Origin of the sequence: Micromonospora parathelypteridis, from assembly GCF_014201145.1 — a bacterium.
In the GTDB taxonomy this organism is placed as follows: Bacteria; Actinomycetota; Actinomycetes; order Mycobacteriales; family Micromonosporaceae; genus Micromonospora; species Micromonospora parathelypteridis.
The window spans coordinates 3,088,290-3,102,655 of sequence record NZ_JACHDP010000001.1; the positions used below are offsets into that span (position 1 = coordinate 3,088,290).

14 protein-coding genes are annotated in these 14,366 nt (G+C 70.8%); 13 read left to right on the top strand and 1 reads right to left on the bottom strand.

Annotation, left to right across the window (positions count from 1 at the left end):
• Nucleotides 1-20 precede the first annotated feature (20 nt).
• A complete protein-coding gene (locus tag HNR20_RS13760) occupies nucleotides 21-683 on the top strand; it encodes a DUF5701 family protein (RefSeq protein ID WP_184179781.1) in 663 nt (220 codons plus the stop codon).
• A gap of 25 nt (nucleotides 684-708) precedes the next feature.
• Here the strand turns inward: HNR20_RS13760 and HNR20_RS13765 are convergent, their stop codons facing one another.
• Complete coding sequence (locus HNR20_RS13765; RefSeq protein ID WP_184179784.1) at nucleotides 709-1,260, bottom strand: Uma2 family endonuclease; 552 nt, start codon at nucleotides 1,258-1,260, stop codon at nucleotides 709-711.
• Between the two features lie 183 nt (nucleotides 1,261-1,443).
• Between HNR20_RS13765 and HNR20_RS13770 the strand changes: the two genes are divergently transcribed.
• From HNR20_RS13770 to HNR20_RS13825, 12 genes are all read left to right on the top strand, one after another.
• Nucleotides 1,444-2,121, top strand: a complete 678-nt coding sequence (locus HNR20_RS13770; RefSeq protein WP_184179787.1) for a response regulator transcription factor — start codon at nucleotides 1,444-1,446, stop codon at nucleotides 2,119-2,121.
• Entirely contained in the window at nucleotides 2,118-3,200 is a 1,083-nt protein-coding gene (locus HNR20_RS13775) for a sensor histidine kinase (protein ID WP_184179790.1), read from the top strand. Before HNR20_RS13770 ends, HNR20_RS13775 begins: the two co-directional genes overlap by 4 nt.
• On the top strand, nucleotides 3,197-4,906 hold the full coding sequence (locus HNR20_RS13780) for a DUF4153 domain-containing protein (RefSeq protein WP_184179793.1): 1,710 nt from the start codon (nucleotides 3,197-3,199) through the stop codon (nucleotides 4,904-4,906). Before HNR20_RS13775 ends, HNR20_RS13780 begins: the two co-directional genes overlap by 4 nt.
• A 44-nt stretch (nucleotides 4,907-4,950) precedes the next feature.
• Nucleotides 4,951-5,364: a DUF485 domain-containing protein gene (locus HNR20_RS13785; RefSeq protein WP_229687035.1), complete on the top strand. Its 414-nt coding sequence runs from the start codon at nucleotides 4,951-4,953 to the stop codon at nucleotides 5,362-5,364.
• Nucleotide 5,365: 1 nt separating this feature from the next.
• A complete protein-coding gene (locus HNR20_RS13790) occupies nucleotides 5,366-7,006 on the top strand; it encodes a sodium/solute symporter (RefSeq protein WP_184179796.1) in 1,641 nt (546 codons plus the stop codon).
• Between the two features lie 101 nt (nucleotides 7,007-7,107).
• Nucleotides 7,108-7,872, top strand: a complete 765-nt coding sequence (locus HNR20_RS13795) for an ABC transporter ATP-binding protein (RefSeq protein ID WP_184179799.1) — start codon at nucleotides 7,108-7,110, stop codon at nucleotides 7,870-7,872.
• Nucleotides 7,857-9,560: an ABC transporter permease gene (locus tag HNR20_RS13800; protein WP_373290982.1), complete on the top strand. Its 1,704-nt coding sequence runs from the start codon at nucleotides 7,857-7,859 to the stop codon at nucleotides 9,558-9,560. The genes HNR20_RS13795 and HNR20_RS13800 overlap by 16 nt, the downstream gene beginning before the upstream one ends.
• 84 nt (nucleotides 9,561-9,644) lie before the next feature.
• Nucleotides 9,645-10,547, top strand: coding sequence for an alpha/beta fold hydrolase (locus HNR20_RS13805; RefSeq protein ID WP_184179801.1), 903 nt, complete (start codon nucleotides 9,645-9,647; stop codon nucleotides 10,545-10,547).
• On the top strand, nucleotides 10,462-11,061 hold the full coding sequence (locus HNR20_RS13810; protein WP_373290981.1) for a flavin reductase family protein: 600 nt from the start codon (nucleotides 10,462-10,464) through the stop codon (nucleotides 11,059-11,061). Before HNR20_RS13805 ends, HNR20_RS13810 begins: the two co-directional genes overlap by 86 nt.
• Nucleotides 11,062-11,236: 175 nt before the next feature.
• Entirely contained in the window at nucleotides 11,237-11,602 is a 366-nt protein-coding gene (locus HNR20_RS13815) for a DUF485 domain-containing protein (RefSeq protein ID WP_110564755.1), read from the top strand.
• Nucleotides 11,580-13,271 (top strand): monocarboxylic acid transporter, encoded by a 1,692-nt coding sequence (locus HNR20_RS13820; RefSeq protein ID WP_184179806.1) that lies wholly within the window; start codon nucleotides 11,580-11,582, stop codon nucleotides 13,269-13,271. Before HNR20_RS13815 ends, HNR20_RS13820 begins: the two co-directional genes overlap by 23 nt.
• A 91-nt stretch (nucleotides 13,272-13,362) precedes the next feature.
• Complete coding sequence (locus tag HNR20_RS13825) at nucleotides 13,363-14,340, top strand: NAD-dependent epimerase/dehydratase family protein (RefSeq protein ID WP_184179808.1); 978 nt, start codon at nucleotides 13,363-13,365, stop codon at nucleotides 14,338-14,340.
• Nucleotides 14,341-14,366: the final 26 nt, after the last annotated feature.

The following is a 14,366-nucleotide window of genomic DNA, read 5'->3' on the forward strand; positions in this document are numbered from 1 at the left end:
ACGACTTCCGGGAGGCCGCCGTGACCGTCACTCCGTTCGACGCCGAGACCGAGTTCGACCGCCAACTCGACCGACTGGTGCAATTGGGTTACCCCGCCCTGGCCGGGCTGCCCGAGACCGCCTTCCGCGACCTGGTCGCACCGCTGCGGGTCAGGGCGGTCGAGGGCACCGCCGACCTCCCCGCCCCCACCGACGCCCGGGTGCCATTCCTACTGGTCATCACCCGGGACCTGATCGGGGTGGTGGAGAGGCTGGAGCTCACCACCCTGGACGGCAAGCGCAAGCCCGGCCTCCTGGACCGCAACTACGCCGAGGCGGACCTGCCCCGCTTCGACCCGATCAAGGAGTTGGAGGTGCCGACCGGGACGGCGTACCTGCTCTTCGACGTCGACCGGGGCGAGGAGTTTCGCAACCTGCCCCCGAGCACCGCCGTGGAAGGGATGACCGCCCAGGGTCGTCTGCCGCTCACCATCGACGAGGGGCTCGCCTTCGTCACGCTGCACCCGGCCGCGCTGGCGAGCAACCGGTGCTTCTCGCTGGTCGGTTCCCGATGCGGCGACAAGCGGGTGCCGGCACTCTGGATCAGCCAGGGCGCACCGAAGCTGGGCTGGTGCTGGTACGGCAATCCGCACACCTGGCTCGGCTCCGCCTCGGCCCGGCCGGAACGCGTCGGCCTGGAGTGATCGCCGGGCCCCGTTTCGCGTCCGGTCAGAAGATGTCGGCGAGCGTCAAGGTGAGAGGAAACGGCTGCTCGGTGCGGTAGACCTCGCCGACCGGAAGCAGCGCCTGCTCCCGGTAACCGCCCGCACCGTTCGCCAGCACGGTCAGGGTCTGCTTCCGCGGCTCCACCAGCCAGTAGAGGGGGATACCGGCGGCCGCGTACTCATGGCGTTTGAGCACGAGGTCGCGGCCGGCATTGCTCGGCGAGATCACCTCGACGACGAGGAGCACGTCGGCCGGGTCGAGCGCCGCGCCGCCTCGGTCCACCGCGCTCTCACGGGCGACGAAGAGATCCGGCACGAAGTAGGAGGAACGTTTGGCGCTCACCCCGATGTCCTGACCGACGAGCACGCCAACGGGGGCCTGCCGGTCGAGGAGCCGGCGGAGGCGGTTGGCGACCGCGCCGTGGAAGACATCCGCATGGGGGGACACGAGCAGGCTCGCGTCGAAGATCTCGTAGACCTGGTCGTCCTCCGGAAGGCTCTGGAGGTCGTCCACCGTCCAAGCGGCCCCGTGGCCGGGCCGAGCAGGATTGGTCACCGTCACACCCCCTCTCTATCGGACCACCCTGACAGCTCGGTCGGTCGTCCACAACGAGCCACGGGTCTTCGCGGAGGCCAGCCAGCACGTCCGACGAGTTATCCACAGGCGTGAACCGTTCTCCACAGGTTATTCACAACGCGACCCACTGATCTCCACGGCGGCTCCCTAAGGTCAGGAGCCATGAACGAACGCCGGGTACTGGTGGTCGAGGACGAACGGACCATTGCCGAGTCCATCGCCGCCCGATTGAGGGCCGAGGGTTTCACGGTGCAGATCGCGGCGGACGGGCCGAGCGCCGTCGCGCAGTTCCACGCTGGGCAGCCGGATCTCGTCGTACTCGACGTGATGCTGCCGGGCTTCGACGGCCTGGAGGTGTGCCGCCGGATCCAGGCCGAACGGCCGGTGCCGGTGCTGATGCTCACGGCCCGCGACGACGAGAACGACCTGCTGGTGGGGCTCGCGGTCGGCGCGGACGACTACCTCACCAAGCCGTTCTCGATGCGGGAGCTGGCGGCCCGGGTGCACGTCCTGCTGCGGCGGGTGGAGCGGGCCGCCACCCCGACGCCGCCCGCCATCCGCCTCGGTGACATCGAGATCAACGAGGCCGAGCGGCGGGTCCGCCGGGACGGCACGGACGTGCACCTCACGCCGACCGAGTTCGACCTGCTGGTCCACCTCGCCGGGCGACCGCGCACGGTGCTCCCCCGGGAACGGCTGCTCGCCGACGTGTGGGGATGGGTCGACGGGAGCGGCACCCGCACGGTGGACAGCCACATCAAGGCGCTGCGCCGCAAGTTGGGCGCGGGCCTCATCCGTACCGTGCACGGTGTCGGCTACGCCCTGGAGCTGCCGTCATGACCGCCACCGTGCTCGCCCGACTGGACCGGGTGCTGGAGCTGCTGCCCCGCCCCCTGGACCCGGTGCGGTCCATCAAGCTGAAACTGGGCGTGCTGCTGGTCGCCAGCGGTGCGGCCGGGCTGGCCTACTTCTCGTACGGCATCGGCTGGCCGCCACCGGTGACCTCGGCGACCGCCATCGCCGTCGCCCTGCTGACGTCGCAGGTGCTCGCCCACGGCATGACCTCGCCGCTGCGGGACATGACGGCGGCCGCCGGTGCGATGGCCCGCGGTGACTACACCAGACGGGTACGCGCCACCTCCCGCGACGAGGTCGGCGAGCTGGCTCAGGCGTTCAACAAGATGGCCGAGGATCTGCACGCCGCGGACCAGCGCCGACGCGAGCTGATCGCCAACGTCTCGCATGAGCTGCGTACGCCGATCACGGCGTTGCAGGGCGTGTTGGAGAACATGGTGGACGGGGTGGCCGACCCCGAACCGGCGGCGCTGCGGTCGGCGCTGGCCCAGACCGAACGGCTCGGGCACCTCGTCGCCGACCTGCTCGACCTGTCCCGCCTCGACGCCGGGGTGGTGCCGCTGCGGCGGGTACGCATCGACGTGGGGGATTTCCTCGACGAGGCGGTGGAGCACGCCACCGCCAGCGCGTCCGGGGCCGGACTCGACGTGAAGTTCCAGCTCCGCGAGCTGCCGGCACCACTGACCGTCCACGCGGACCCGTGGCGGCTGCACCAGGTGTTCGCGAACCTGCTCGACAACGCGGCGCGACACAGCCCACCCGGCGGCATCGTCCGGTTGAGCGCGGAGGAACAGGGCGACGAACTCCGCTTCGAGGTGAGCGACGAGGGCCAGGGCATTCCGCCCGGCGAGCGTCTGCGGGTCTTCGAGCGGTTCACTCGCGGCGATCGTTCGGCCGGCGGCGGGACCGGGCTCGGCCTGGCCATCGCCCGCTGGGTCGTCGAACTGCACGGCGGTCAGATCGGTGTCCTCGATCCCGCCAAACCGCACCGGGGTGATCGGCCCGGCTGCCGCATCCAGGTCACCATCCCCAGCGACGGGCCAGATCGGAAAGAGATCGCATGACCAGCCCTGGCACCACCCCACTCCCAAGCAGCGGACCGCAGGTCCCCCCGACCGCCAAACCCGGGCCGAGCGGACCGCAGGTCCCCCCGACCGTCAGACCTGGCCCGGCCGGCCCACCGGCCGCCGGTCAGCCGCAACCGTGGCCGGCCGCACCGGCCCTGCCGAGGCCACCGTCGCTGATCCAGCGGCGCTGGCCAGGGCCGTCCGGCTCCGCCCGCCCGCTGGTCCTGGCGGCACTGACCGCGGCGGCGGTCCTCGGCGCCTCCGCGCTCACGACGATTCGTCCCGGCCTCGGCTGGCTGGTGGCCGCGCTGGCCGGCACCGCCGCCCTCGTCACCGCCGGCGTCGTCCGTGCCGGGACGTCGTCCCCGGCGACGGGCGTCACCGCGCCGGCGGCAGCCACCGCCCGTCCCGGTGCCACGGGGGCACCGGGGCGGGCGGCACAGGTCGCCTGGGCTGCCGCGACGGTCGCACTGGTCGCCGTCGGCACGGTCCGGGCCGCCGGCTGGCTCTTCGCCCTCTGCCTGGTCGCGGCGGCGGTGACCGGGACGCTCGCGGTGACCGGTGGGCGAAGCCCCCTCGGGATGCTGGTCGCCGCGACGCTGCCGCCGGCCGCGACGGTACGGTCGCTCCCCTGGGCGGTACGCGGACTGCGCGACACCCGCCCGGCGGGTTCGGGGATCGGGCTCGGGCGCATCCTGACCAGCTTGGCGATCTCCGCCGGCCTGCTGATGCTCTTCGGTCTGCTCTTCTCCTCCGCCGACGCCGTCTTCGCCGATCTGGTCACGGGCCTGCTGCCCGACATCTCACCGGCCGGTGTGGTCGGCTGGCTGATGCGTCTGCTGCTGATCGGCGGTGGGCTGCTCGGTGCCGCGTACCTGGTCAGCCGTCCCCCCGATCTGGAGGGCCTGCGCCCCGGGCCGTCCCGACCGGCCCACCGGCTGGAGTGGACCCTGCCACTGGTGTTGCTCGACGCCCTGTTCGCCGCGTTCGTGCTGGTCCAGTTGACGGTGTTGTTCGGCGGCGCGGGGCACGTGCTGCGCACGGCCAACCTCACCTACGCCGAGTACGCCCGCGGCGGGTTCTGGCAGTTGCTCGCCGTCACCGCGCTCACCCTGCTGGTGATCGCGATCGCCGCCCGCCGGGCACCGAAGGCCACCCGGGCCGACCGGCTGCTGGTCCGCGCGCTGCTCGGCACGCTCGCCGCGCTCAGCCTGGTGATCGTCGCCTCCGCGCTCTACCGGATGCAGGTCTACACCGACGCGTACGGCGCCACCCGCCTCAGGCTCTTCGTGACGACCGTCGAACTCTGGCTCGGGCTGCTCTTCGTCCTGGTCGGGGTGGCCGTGGTGCGGCTGCGCGCCGCCTGGCTGCCCCGGCTGGTGATCGGCACGGCGGTTCTGGCGCTACTCGGGTTGGCCCTGGTCAACCCCGATCGGTTGATCGCCGAGCGGAACGTCGACCGGTACCTGGAGACCGGCCGGTTGGACGTCAGCTACCTGTCCGGGCTGTCGGCTGACGCCGTACCGGCCCTGGCACGGCTGCCGGAGCCGATGCGCATCTGCGCGCTGGGGCAGATCGCCGCCGAGCTGCCCCGGGACGGTCTCTGGGCGACGAACCTCGGCCGGGAGCAGGCCCGCCGGAAGCTCGACACGATCCCGCTGACCGGCAGCGCGACGGGCTGTCTCGATCTGCGGGGATGGTGAGCGGGAACGCTTGACAATCCCGCACGGCGGGCAAGACTGCCGGGGTGGCCAAGCAACTCCCTGACGTGGGGTCGGGCGATGCGGTACCGCCGCCCCGGCGGGCCCGGATCGTGCTGGCCGAGATCACCCGGCAGGACACACGCGCCGAGCGGACCCGCGCCGAGTTGGCCCAGCAGACGCAGGTCGGCGAGGCGCTGGTCCGTGGCCTGGTCCGGGCCCAGCTCGCGCTGGCGCTGCGGCTGTCCCTGGTGGTGGTCATCGGGTTGGGCGGGCTGCCCTGGCTGTTCGCCATCGCACCGTCGCTCGGCCGGACCACCGTGGCCGGCGTCAACCTGCCGTGGCTGCTGCTCGGGGTGGCCTCCTTCCCGTTCCTGATCGGGGTGGGCTGGGCGTACGTGCGGCTGGCCGAGCGCAACGAACAGGACTTCACCGATCTGGTGCAACGGCCGGAGCGCTGAGGTGGGCAACAACTTCGTGGTCCCGGCCATCGTCGCGGTCACCCTGGTCACCGTCGGGATCGGCTTCTACGGGCTGCGGCTGGCCCGGACCACGTCCGATTTCCTGGTGGCGTCGCGGGCGGTCAGTCCGACCTGGAACGCCGCCGCCATCGGCGGGGAGTACCTGTCGGCGGCGAGCTTCCTCGGCATCGCCGGGCTGGTCCTCAAGTACGGCGTGGACGTGCTCTGGTATCCGGTCGGGTTCGCCGCCGGCTACCTGGCTCTGCTGCTCTTCGTGGCCGCGCCGCTGCGCCGCTCCGGCGCGTTCACCCTGCCCGACTTCTGTGAGCTGCGGCTGGGGTCCCGCCGGCTCCGCATCCTGGCCACCGCCTTCGTGATCTTCATCGGTTGGTTGTACCTGGTGCCGCAACTCCAGGGCGCCGGGCTCACCCTGGCCACGGTGGCCGGCTCCCCGTACCCGCTCGGTGCCCTGCTGGTGGCGGCCGTGGTCACCGCCAACGTGGCGCTGGGCGGGATGCGGGCCATCACCTTCGTGCAGGCGTTCCAGTACTGGCTCAAGTTGACCGCACTCGCCGTACCGGTGATTTTCCTGGCGCTGCAGTGGCAGGCCGACGGTCGTCCGGCGGTGACCCCGCCCGACGGGCCGACGTTCCGGGTCGCGACCACCGTCGTGGTCGAGCACCGCGCGACCCTCACCCTGCCCGACGGCGACATCCGGGAGGTACGCCCCGGCGACGAATTGACCTTCGCCGCAGGCGACCCGGTGCCGGAAGTGTCCGGAGTGGCCACCGACGCCAGCGACTGGCTGCTGCCCAGCGCGGCGGGCAACGACGACCGGGGGCTGTTCGCCACGTACTCGTTGATCCTGGCCACGTTCCTGGGCACCATGGGCCTGCCGCACGTGCTGGTCCGCTTCTACACCAACCCGGACGGCGCGGCGGCGCGCCGGACCACCCTGGTCGTGCTGGCCCTGGTCGGGGCCTTCTACCTGCTGCCCACCCTGTACGGGGTGCTCGGCCGGATCTACACGCCGCAACTGCTGATCAGCGGGCAGACCGACGCGGTGGTGGTGTTGCTGCCCGGTGCGGCCCTCGGCGACGGGACACTCGGGCGACTGCTCGCGGCGCTGGTCTCGGCGGGCGCGTTCGCGGCCTTCCTCTCCACCTCGTCCGGGCTGCTGACCAGCGTCGCCGGCGTGATCTCGACGGACGTGCTCGGCCGGGGCTCGGTACGCGGCTTCCGGCTCGCCACGGTGATCGCCGGAGCGGTGCCGACGGTGCTGGCGCTGCACGTATCCGGACTGGACGTCTCGCAGGTCGTCGGGTTGGCCTTCGCGGTTGCCGCGTCGAGTTTCTGCCCGCTGCTGGTGCTCGGAATCTGGTGGCGTGGGCTGACCGACGTGGGCGCCGCCGCCGGCGTCGTGGTCGGCGGCGGGGCGGCGATCGGGGCGGTGCTGGTCACCGTGCTCGGACCACCGCTGTCCGGCTGGCCGGCCACGCTCACCTCACAGCCGGCGGCCTGGACGGTGCCACTGGCCTTCACCGTGATGGTCGCGGTGTCGATCGCCACCCGTCGCCGCGCTCCCGCCGACGTCGCGGCCACCATGCTCCGTCTGCACACCCCCGAGGCCCTTCGCCTGTAGTCGTCTCAAGGCCGAGCCGATCGGCCGTCCGCCTTGGGGATGATCGCGAATCCACCCGCTGCGGGAGGGCGCAACGAGCGACCGGCGGTTAACGTCGGCTCATGACTGTTGAGCACCCCGCGCTCGCACTGCGTGGCCTGGCCAAGCGGTTCGACGGGACGATCGCGGTGGCCGGCGTCGACCTCGACGTCCCCGCCGGTTCCTTCTACGGCCTGCTCGGCCCGAACGGCGCCGGCAAGACCACGACCCTGTCGATGGCGGTCGGGCTGTTGCGGCCGGACGCCGGTTCGGCCTGGGTGCTCGGGCACGACGTGTGGCAGGACCCGCTCGCCGCGAAACGGCTGCTCGGTGTGATGCCCGACGGGGTCCGGCTGTTCGATCGGCTGACCGGGGCGGAGTTGCTGGCGTACAACGGGTTGCTGCGCGGGATGGACCCGGCGGTGGTCGACCAGCGGGCCGCCGAGCTGCTCGACGTGCTGGCGCTCGGCGACGCCGGCCGGACGCTGGTGGTGGACTACTCGGCGGGCATGAAGAAGAAGATCGGCCTGGCCTGCGCGCTGCTGCACGGTCCGAAGCTGTTGGTGCTGGACGAGCCGTTCGAGGCGGTCGACCCGGTCTCCGCCGCGCTGATCCGGGACATCCTCACCCGCTACGCGGCCGGCGGCGGCACGGTGGTCTTCTCCAGTCACGTGATGGAGGTCGTCGAACGGCTCTGCTCGCACGTGGCGATCCTGGCCGGGGGCGTCATCAAGCGGGTCGGGACGATCGGCGAGGTCCGCGGCGACCGCTCGTTGGAGCAGGTCTTCGTCGAGGTGGTCGGCGGGCGCACCGCAACCGGCGAGGAGCTGTCGTGGCTGTCCCAGTGAGCGTGGACGCCACGCCCGCCGCTCCGGTGCGCGCGGTCTCCGCCCGGCACTTCGTCCGGCTCAAGCTGCGGGTGATGGGCAACAGTTTCCGGGGCCAGGGCTGGCGGATCGCCATGTTCATCGGTGGCGCGGTCCTGGGGCTCTGGTTCGCCGTCAGTGGCTTCTTCCTCTTCGCCGCACCCGGTCTGGCGGGCGACGGCCAGTACGCCGTGCTGATCGCCGCGGCCGGCGGCGGACTGCTGGTGCTCGCTTGGCTGCTGCTGCCGCTGGTCTTCTTCGGGGTGGACGAGACACTGGATCCGGCCCGGTTCGCGCTGCTGCCGCTGCCCCGCCGCACGCTGGTGACCGGCCTGTTCGTCGCGGCCCTCGTCAGTGTGCCGGTGCTGGCGGTGCTCATCGCGACGTTCGGGCTGGTGCTGACCGCCTGGTCGTTGGGCGGCTGGTCGGCGGGGTTGGTCGCCGTCGTCGGCGTGGTCGCCGGGCTGTTGCTCTGTGTGGCCGCCAGCCGGGCGGTAACCAGCGCCTTCGCCACCATGTTGCGGTCCCGGCGGGTCCGCGACCTGGCGGCCGTGCTGTTGGCGGTGACCGCCGCGCTGATCGGCCCGTTGCAGGTGTTCGGCCTCGCCGCGCTGCGCGAGGCGGACTGGACCCGGCTGACCGGCATGGCGACCGTGATCGGCTGGACGCCACTCGGCGCTCCCTGGACCGTCGGCATCGACGTGGCCCAGGGCCGGGTCTGGGCCGCACCGGTCAAGTTGCTGATCACGGTGGTGGCGCTCGGCGCCCTGCTCGCCTGGTGGTCCCGGTCGCTTGAGTCGGCGATGGTCGGGGCGGCGAGCGCCGGCAAGGCCCCGGCACGGCGCGGAGTTACCGGCGGGGCCGTCGCCCAATTGTTTCCTCGGGTCGCCGGCTGGGCCCGCCGGGACCAGTTCGGTGCCATCGTCGCCCGGGAGGCCCGTTACTGGTGGCGGGACGCTCGGCGCCGAGCCAACCTGATCACGATCGCGGTGGTCGGCATCTTCGTGCCAGTGATGATCAACGTTACTGGCGGGGACTTCGCGGCCATGGAAGACGAGGGGTTGACGGCGGCTGCCAGCGACAGCTCACCGGTCGTGGTCACCATCTCGATGGTCTTCGTGGGCGTGCTGGCCGCGGTCACCCTGGCCAACCAGTTCGGCTTCGACGGCAGCGCGTACGCCGCGAACGTGGTGGCCGGGGTGCCCGGCCGGGTCGAGCTGCGGGCCCGGATGACGGCCTTCTCGCTGTACGTGCTGCCGATGCTGGCGGTCGTCGCGGTGCTGCTGTCGTTGCTGCTCGGCCGACCGGGTTGGATCGGGCTCACCATCGGCAGCCTGGTCGCCACCTACGGTGCCGGGCTGGCGGTGAACAGCCTGGTGTCGGTGCTCGGGGCGTACTCGCTGCCGGAGACGAGCAACCCGTTCGCGATGAACAGCGGTGCCGGCATGGCGAAGGGGTTGCTCACCCTGCTGTCCATGGTCGTCTCCGCGGTCGTCGCGGTGCCGATGGTGGTGGCCGCGGCGCTGCTCGGTGACGCCTGGCTCTGGCTGGCTCTCCCGGTCGGCGCGGCGTACGGGCTGGGCGCGGCGCTGCTGGGCGCCTACCTGGCCGGTGACGTGCTGGACCGGCGTCAGCCGGAGCTGCTGGCCACGGTCACGCCGCGCCGCTGAGGCGCGTCCCGCCTGGCCGAACGCCGGTCGGGGGCACCTGTCCCTCGTTATGGTGCGAGCAGTCGGGACGAGGGGGCGGTCGGCATGGGCTCGCAGACGCGTTACCGCAGCATCGTCGTCGACGGGCGCTCCGTCTTCTACCGGGAGGCGGGCGCACCGGATGCCCCCGTGCTGCTGCTCCTGCACGGTTTCCCGTCCTCGTCGCGAATGTTCGAAACGCTGCTGGACCGGCTCGCCGACCAGTTCCGGCTGATCGCGCCGGACTACCCCGGTTTCGGGCACAGTGACGCCCCGGATCCCCAAAGCTTCCCGTACACCTTCGACCGGATCGCCGGCACGATGTCGAACTTCGCCGCGGCCGTCGGGGTCGAGCAGTATCTGCTCTACGTGCAGGACTACGGCGGGCCGGTGGGGTTCCGGATGGCGCTCGCCGATCCGGGCCGACTGCGCGGGCTGATGGTGCAGAACGCGGTCGCACACGACGCAGGGCTGGGCCCGCTCTGGGCTGTCCGCCGAGCTTTCTGGCAGGACCGTGCCGGGCACGAGGCGGCGATCCGGGAGAACGTCCTATCCCTGGCGGCGATCCGTGCCCGGCACGTCGGCAACGATCCGGACCCGGAGCGGTACGACCCAGACCTGTGGGTCGACGAGCACGCCTTCCTCAGTCGTCCCGGAGTTATCGAGCAACAACTCGACCTGCAGTACGACTACCGGACCAACGTCGCCTCGTACCCGGCCTGGCAGGACTGGCTCCGCCGGACCCAGCCGCCGCTGCTGGTCGTCTGGGGTCGCCATGACACCTCGTTCGAGATCACCGAACCCGAGGCGTACCGCTCCGACGTGCCGGGGGCGGAGGTGCACCTGCTCGACGGTGGGCACTTCGTGCTCGACACGCGACCGGATGAGGTGGCCGCCCTGGTCCGGGCCTTCGCCGGTCGGATCCTGGAGGCCGGGCGGTGGGGTCACAATGTTTCACGTGAATCATGAGCCGGGCGCCGAGATCCATCACACCGATCCGTTCGCGGTGCCGAGCGGGCAGCGGTCGCCGGTACGCCGACTACGCGGTCGGCTCGCCGCCCCGGTGACCCTCTGGACGACGCCCGGCCCGGCCGGGCTGACGGTGTCGTCCACGCTTGTCGCCGAAGGGGAACCGGACCGGCTGCTCGGGCTGATCGACCCGGAGTCCGATTTCTGGGCGGCAGCGGACGAGGCGGGCCGGTTCGCGGTCACGCCGCTCGGTCCGTCGCACCGGCAGCTCGCTGATCGGTTCGCCGGCCTCTTTCCCGCTCCGGGCGGGCTCTTCGCCACCGGGGAGTGGCGGGAAACGCCCTACGGACCGGCCCCGGCGGACGCCGGTGGCTGGGCCGGATGCCGACTGGACAGCGCCCGGGAGTACGGCTGGGGCCTGCTGGTGGAGGCCACCATCGAGACGGTCAACCTGGCCGAGGAGGCCGCTCCACTGCTGCACTACCGCGGTCGGTACCACGAACTGCCGTCCTGAACGGACGCCTCGAACAGACCGACCGATCACCGCAGTGACCTGAGTCACTTGGCGCAGCCAGTCAACCGCTCGGCGCACTCGCCGACCGGCGTCGATCTCAGCCTTCCGTGTCGGGGAGTGCGCTCTTTACCGTGCGCGAAACTCCTCTGACGCCTGTGAAGGTGGTGATCCACAGATGTCCACGGACACACCCGCTCCGGCCGCTTCCCAGTCGGACAAGTACCTGGCCGTACAACGGTCGGACGAGTTCGCCGGGCTGCGGCGTGCGCTGCGCGGCTTCGTCTTCCCGATGACCGTCGCGTTCTTCCTGTGGTATGCGCTCTACGTCATTCTCTCCGCGTACGCCCGGGACTTCATGGGCACGAAGCTGTTCGGCAGCAACATCAACGTCGCGCTCGTCTTCGGCCTGCTCCAGTTCGTCTCCACGTTCCTGATCGCCTGGCTCTACTCCCGGTACGCGGACCGGAAGATCGACCCAATCGCCGACCGGATCCGCGAAGAGATCGGGGAGGTGACCCATGAGCAAGGTCCACGCGGTTGAGACGTACCTGGCGGCTGAGGCGGGCAACCACACCGCCCGCAACCTGACGATCACGCTGTTCCTGGTCTTCGTGGCGGTGACCCTGGCCATCACGATCTGGGCCAGCCGGCAGACCAAGACGGCGACCGACTTCTACGCGGGCGGCCGGTCCTTCTCCGGCTTCCAGAACGGCATGGCGATCGGCGGCGACTACATGTCGGCCGCCTCGTTCCTCGGCATCGCCGGCATCATCGCCCTCTACGGCTACGACGGCTTCCTCTACTCGATCGGCTTCCTGGTCGCCTGGCTGGTGGCCCTGTTGCTGGTGGCGGAGCTGCTGCGTAACTCGGGTCGGTACACGATGGCCGACGTGCTGGCCTTCCGGATGCGCCAGCGTCCGGTGCGTACGGCGGCGGCGGTCTCCACCATCACGGTGTCGATCTTCTACCTGCTCGCGCAGATGGTGGGCGCCGGCGCGCTTGTGGCGCTGCTGCTCGGCATCCGGCCGGGGACGACCTTCCTCGGCATGGACGCGTCCACCGCGAAGATCGCTACCATCATCATGGTCGGCGCGCTGATGATCATCTACGTCACCGTGGGTGGCATGAAGGGCACCACCTACGTGCAGATCGTCAAGGCGTTCCTGCTCATGGGCGGCGCGCTGCTGATGACCATCCTGGTGCTGGCGAAGTTCAACTTCAACCTGTCGGCACTCCTGGGCCAGGCGGCCGAGGCTTCCGGCAAGGGCAGCGCGTTCCTCGAACCCGGGTTGCGGTACGGCGTCGAGGTCGCTGGCAATTCGACACAGACCTTCTACAACAAGGTGGATCTGCTGTCCCTGGGTATCGCCCTGGTGCTCGGCACCGCCGGTCTGCCGCACATCCTGATCCGCTTCTACACGGTGCCGACCGCGAAGGCGGCCCGCAAGAGCGTGCTCTGGGCGATCGGCATCATCGGCACCTTCTACCTGCTCACCCTGGCCCTCGGCTTCGGTGCGGCGGCGTTGGTGGGCAGCTCGGCGATCACCGCGCAGGACAAGGCCGGCAACACCGCGGCACCACAGCTGGCCGAAGCACTCGGAATCGACTTCTTCGGCGGCGAACTAGGTGGGGCGGCCCTGCTGGCGATCATCGCGGCGGTCGCCTTCGCCACCATCCTGGCGGTGGTCGCCGGGTTGACCCTGGCCTCCTCGTCCAGCCTGGCGCACGACTTCTACGCGAACGTCATGAAGAAGGGGGAGGCGTCGGAGCGTCAGGAGGTGAAGGTCGCCCGGATCTCCGCCCTGGTGATCGGCGCGGTGTCGATCGCCCTGTCGATCTACGCACAGAACCTCAACGTGGCGTTCCTGGTGGCGTTGGCCTTCGCGGTCGCCGCCTCGGGCAACCTGCCGGCGATCCTCTACAGCCTGTTCTGGAAGCGGTTCAACACTTCCGGCGCGGTGTGGGCGATCTACGGCGGCCTGCTCTCGGCCGTACTGCTGGTGTTCTTCTCGCCAGTGGTCTCCGGTGCGGCGACCTCGATGTTCCCGGACCACGACTGGCAGTGGTTCCCGCTGTCCAACCCGGGCATCCTCTCCATCCCGTTCGGTTTCCTGTGCGGGTGGATCGGCACGGTCATCTCCAAGGAGCACGACGAGGACAAGTACGCGGAGCTGGAGGTTCGCTCCCTCACCGGAGCTGGCGCCCACTGATCGTCGCGCACTGCCAGGAAGGGACTCCTGTTGACGCCACGCGTCAGCGGGGGTCCCTTCCGCGCAGATGGGGGTCGGTAGGCTGAGCGCCATGAAGGTTGCTGAGCGCTTCGGGTCCGGTCACCGCGTCCTCGTCACCGGCGGAGCCGGTTTCGTCCCGTCGCACCTGGTGGACGTCCTGATCGCCCGTGGTTGCACGGTGGTGGCGCTGGACAACTTCGTCACCGGCTCCAAGGAGAACGTCGCCCACCTGCTGGACCGGCCAACCTTCACCCTGGTCGAGGCGGACATCTCCGAGGGCCTGCCGAGCCACCACCCGGCACTGGCCGAGCGGTTCGACGCGATCCTGCACATGGCCTCACCGGCCAGCCCCACCGACTTCGCCCAACTGCCGGTGGAGATCCTCCGCGTCGGCTCGGTCGGCACCCTGCACCTGTTGGAGCGCGCGGTCGCCGACGGCGCCCGGTTCCTGATGGCCTCCACCTCCGAGGCGTACGGGGACCCGAAGGAGCACCCACAGCGCGAGACCTACTGGGGCAACGTCAACCCGATCGGGGTCCGCAGCGTCTACGACGAGGCGAAGCGCTTCTCCGAGGCGGCCACCATGGCGTACCACCGCTACCGCGGGCTCGACGCGGCGATCGTCCGGATCTTCAACACGTACGGCCCGCGGATGCGCCCGGACGACGGCCGCGCCATCCCCACCTTCATCTCCCAGGCGCTGCGCGGCGAGCCGATCACCGTGCACGGCACCGGCAACCAGACCCGGTCCATCTGTTTCGTCGAGGATCTGGTGCGGGGCATCCTGCTGCTGCTCGACTCGACCGAAACGGGCCCGGTCAACTGCGGCACCGAGCACGAGCTGTCCATGCGGCAACTCGCTGAGTTGATCGTGTCGCTCTCCGACAGCAACTCGCAGGTGACCTACGTCACGCGCAGCTCCGACGACCCGGAGATGCGTCGGCCCGATCTCACGCTCGCCCGGGAACTGCTCGGATACGAGCCGACGGTTGCGCCCGAAGACGGCCTGCGACGCACGATCGAGTACTTCCGGGCGCGGCTAGGGTAACCGTTCGTCGGGCATCGGCTCTCTCT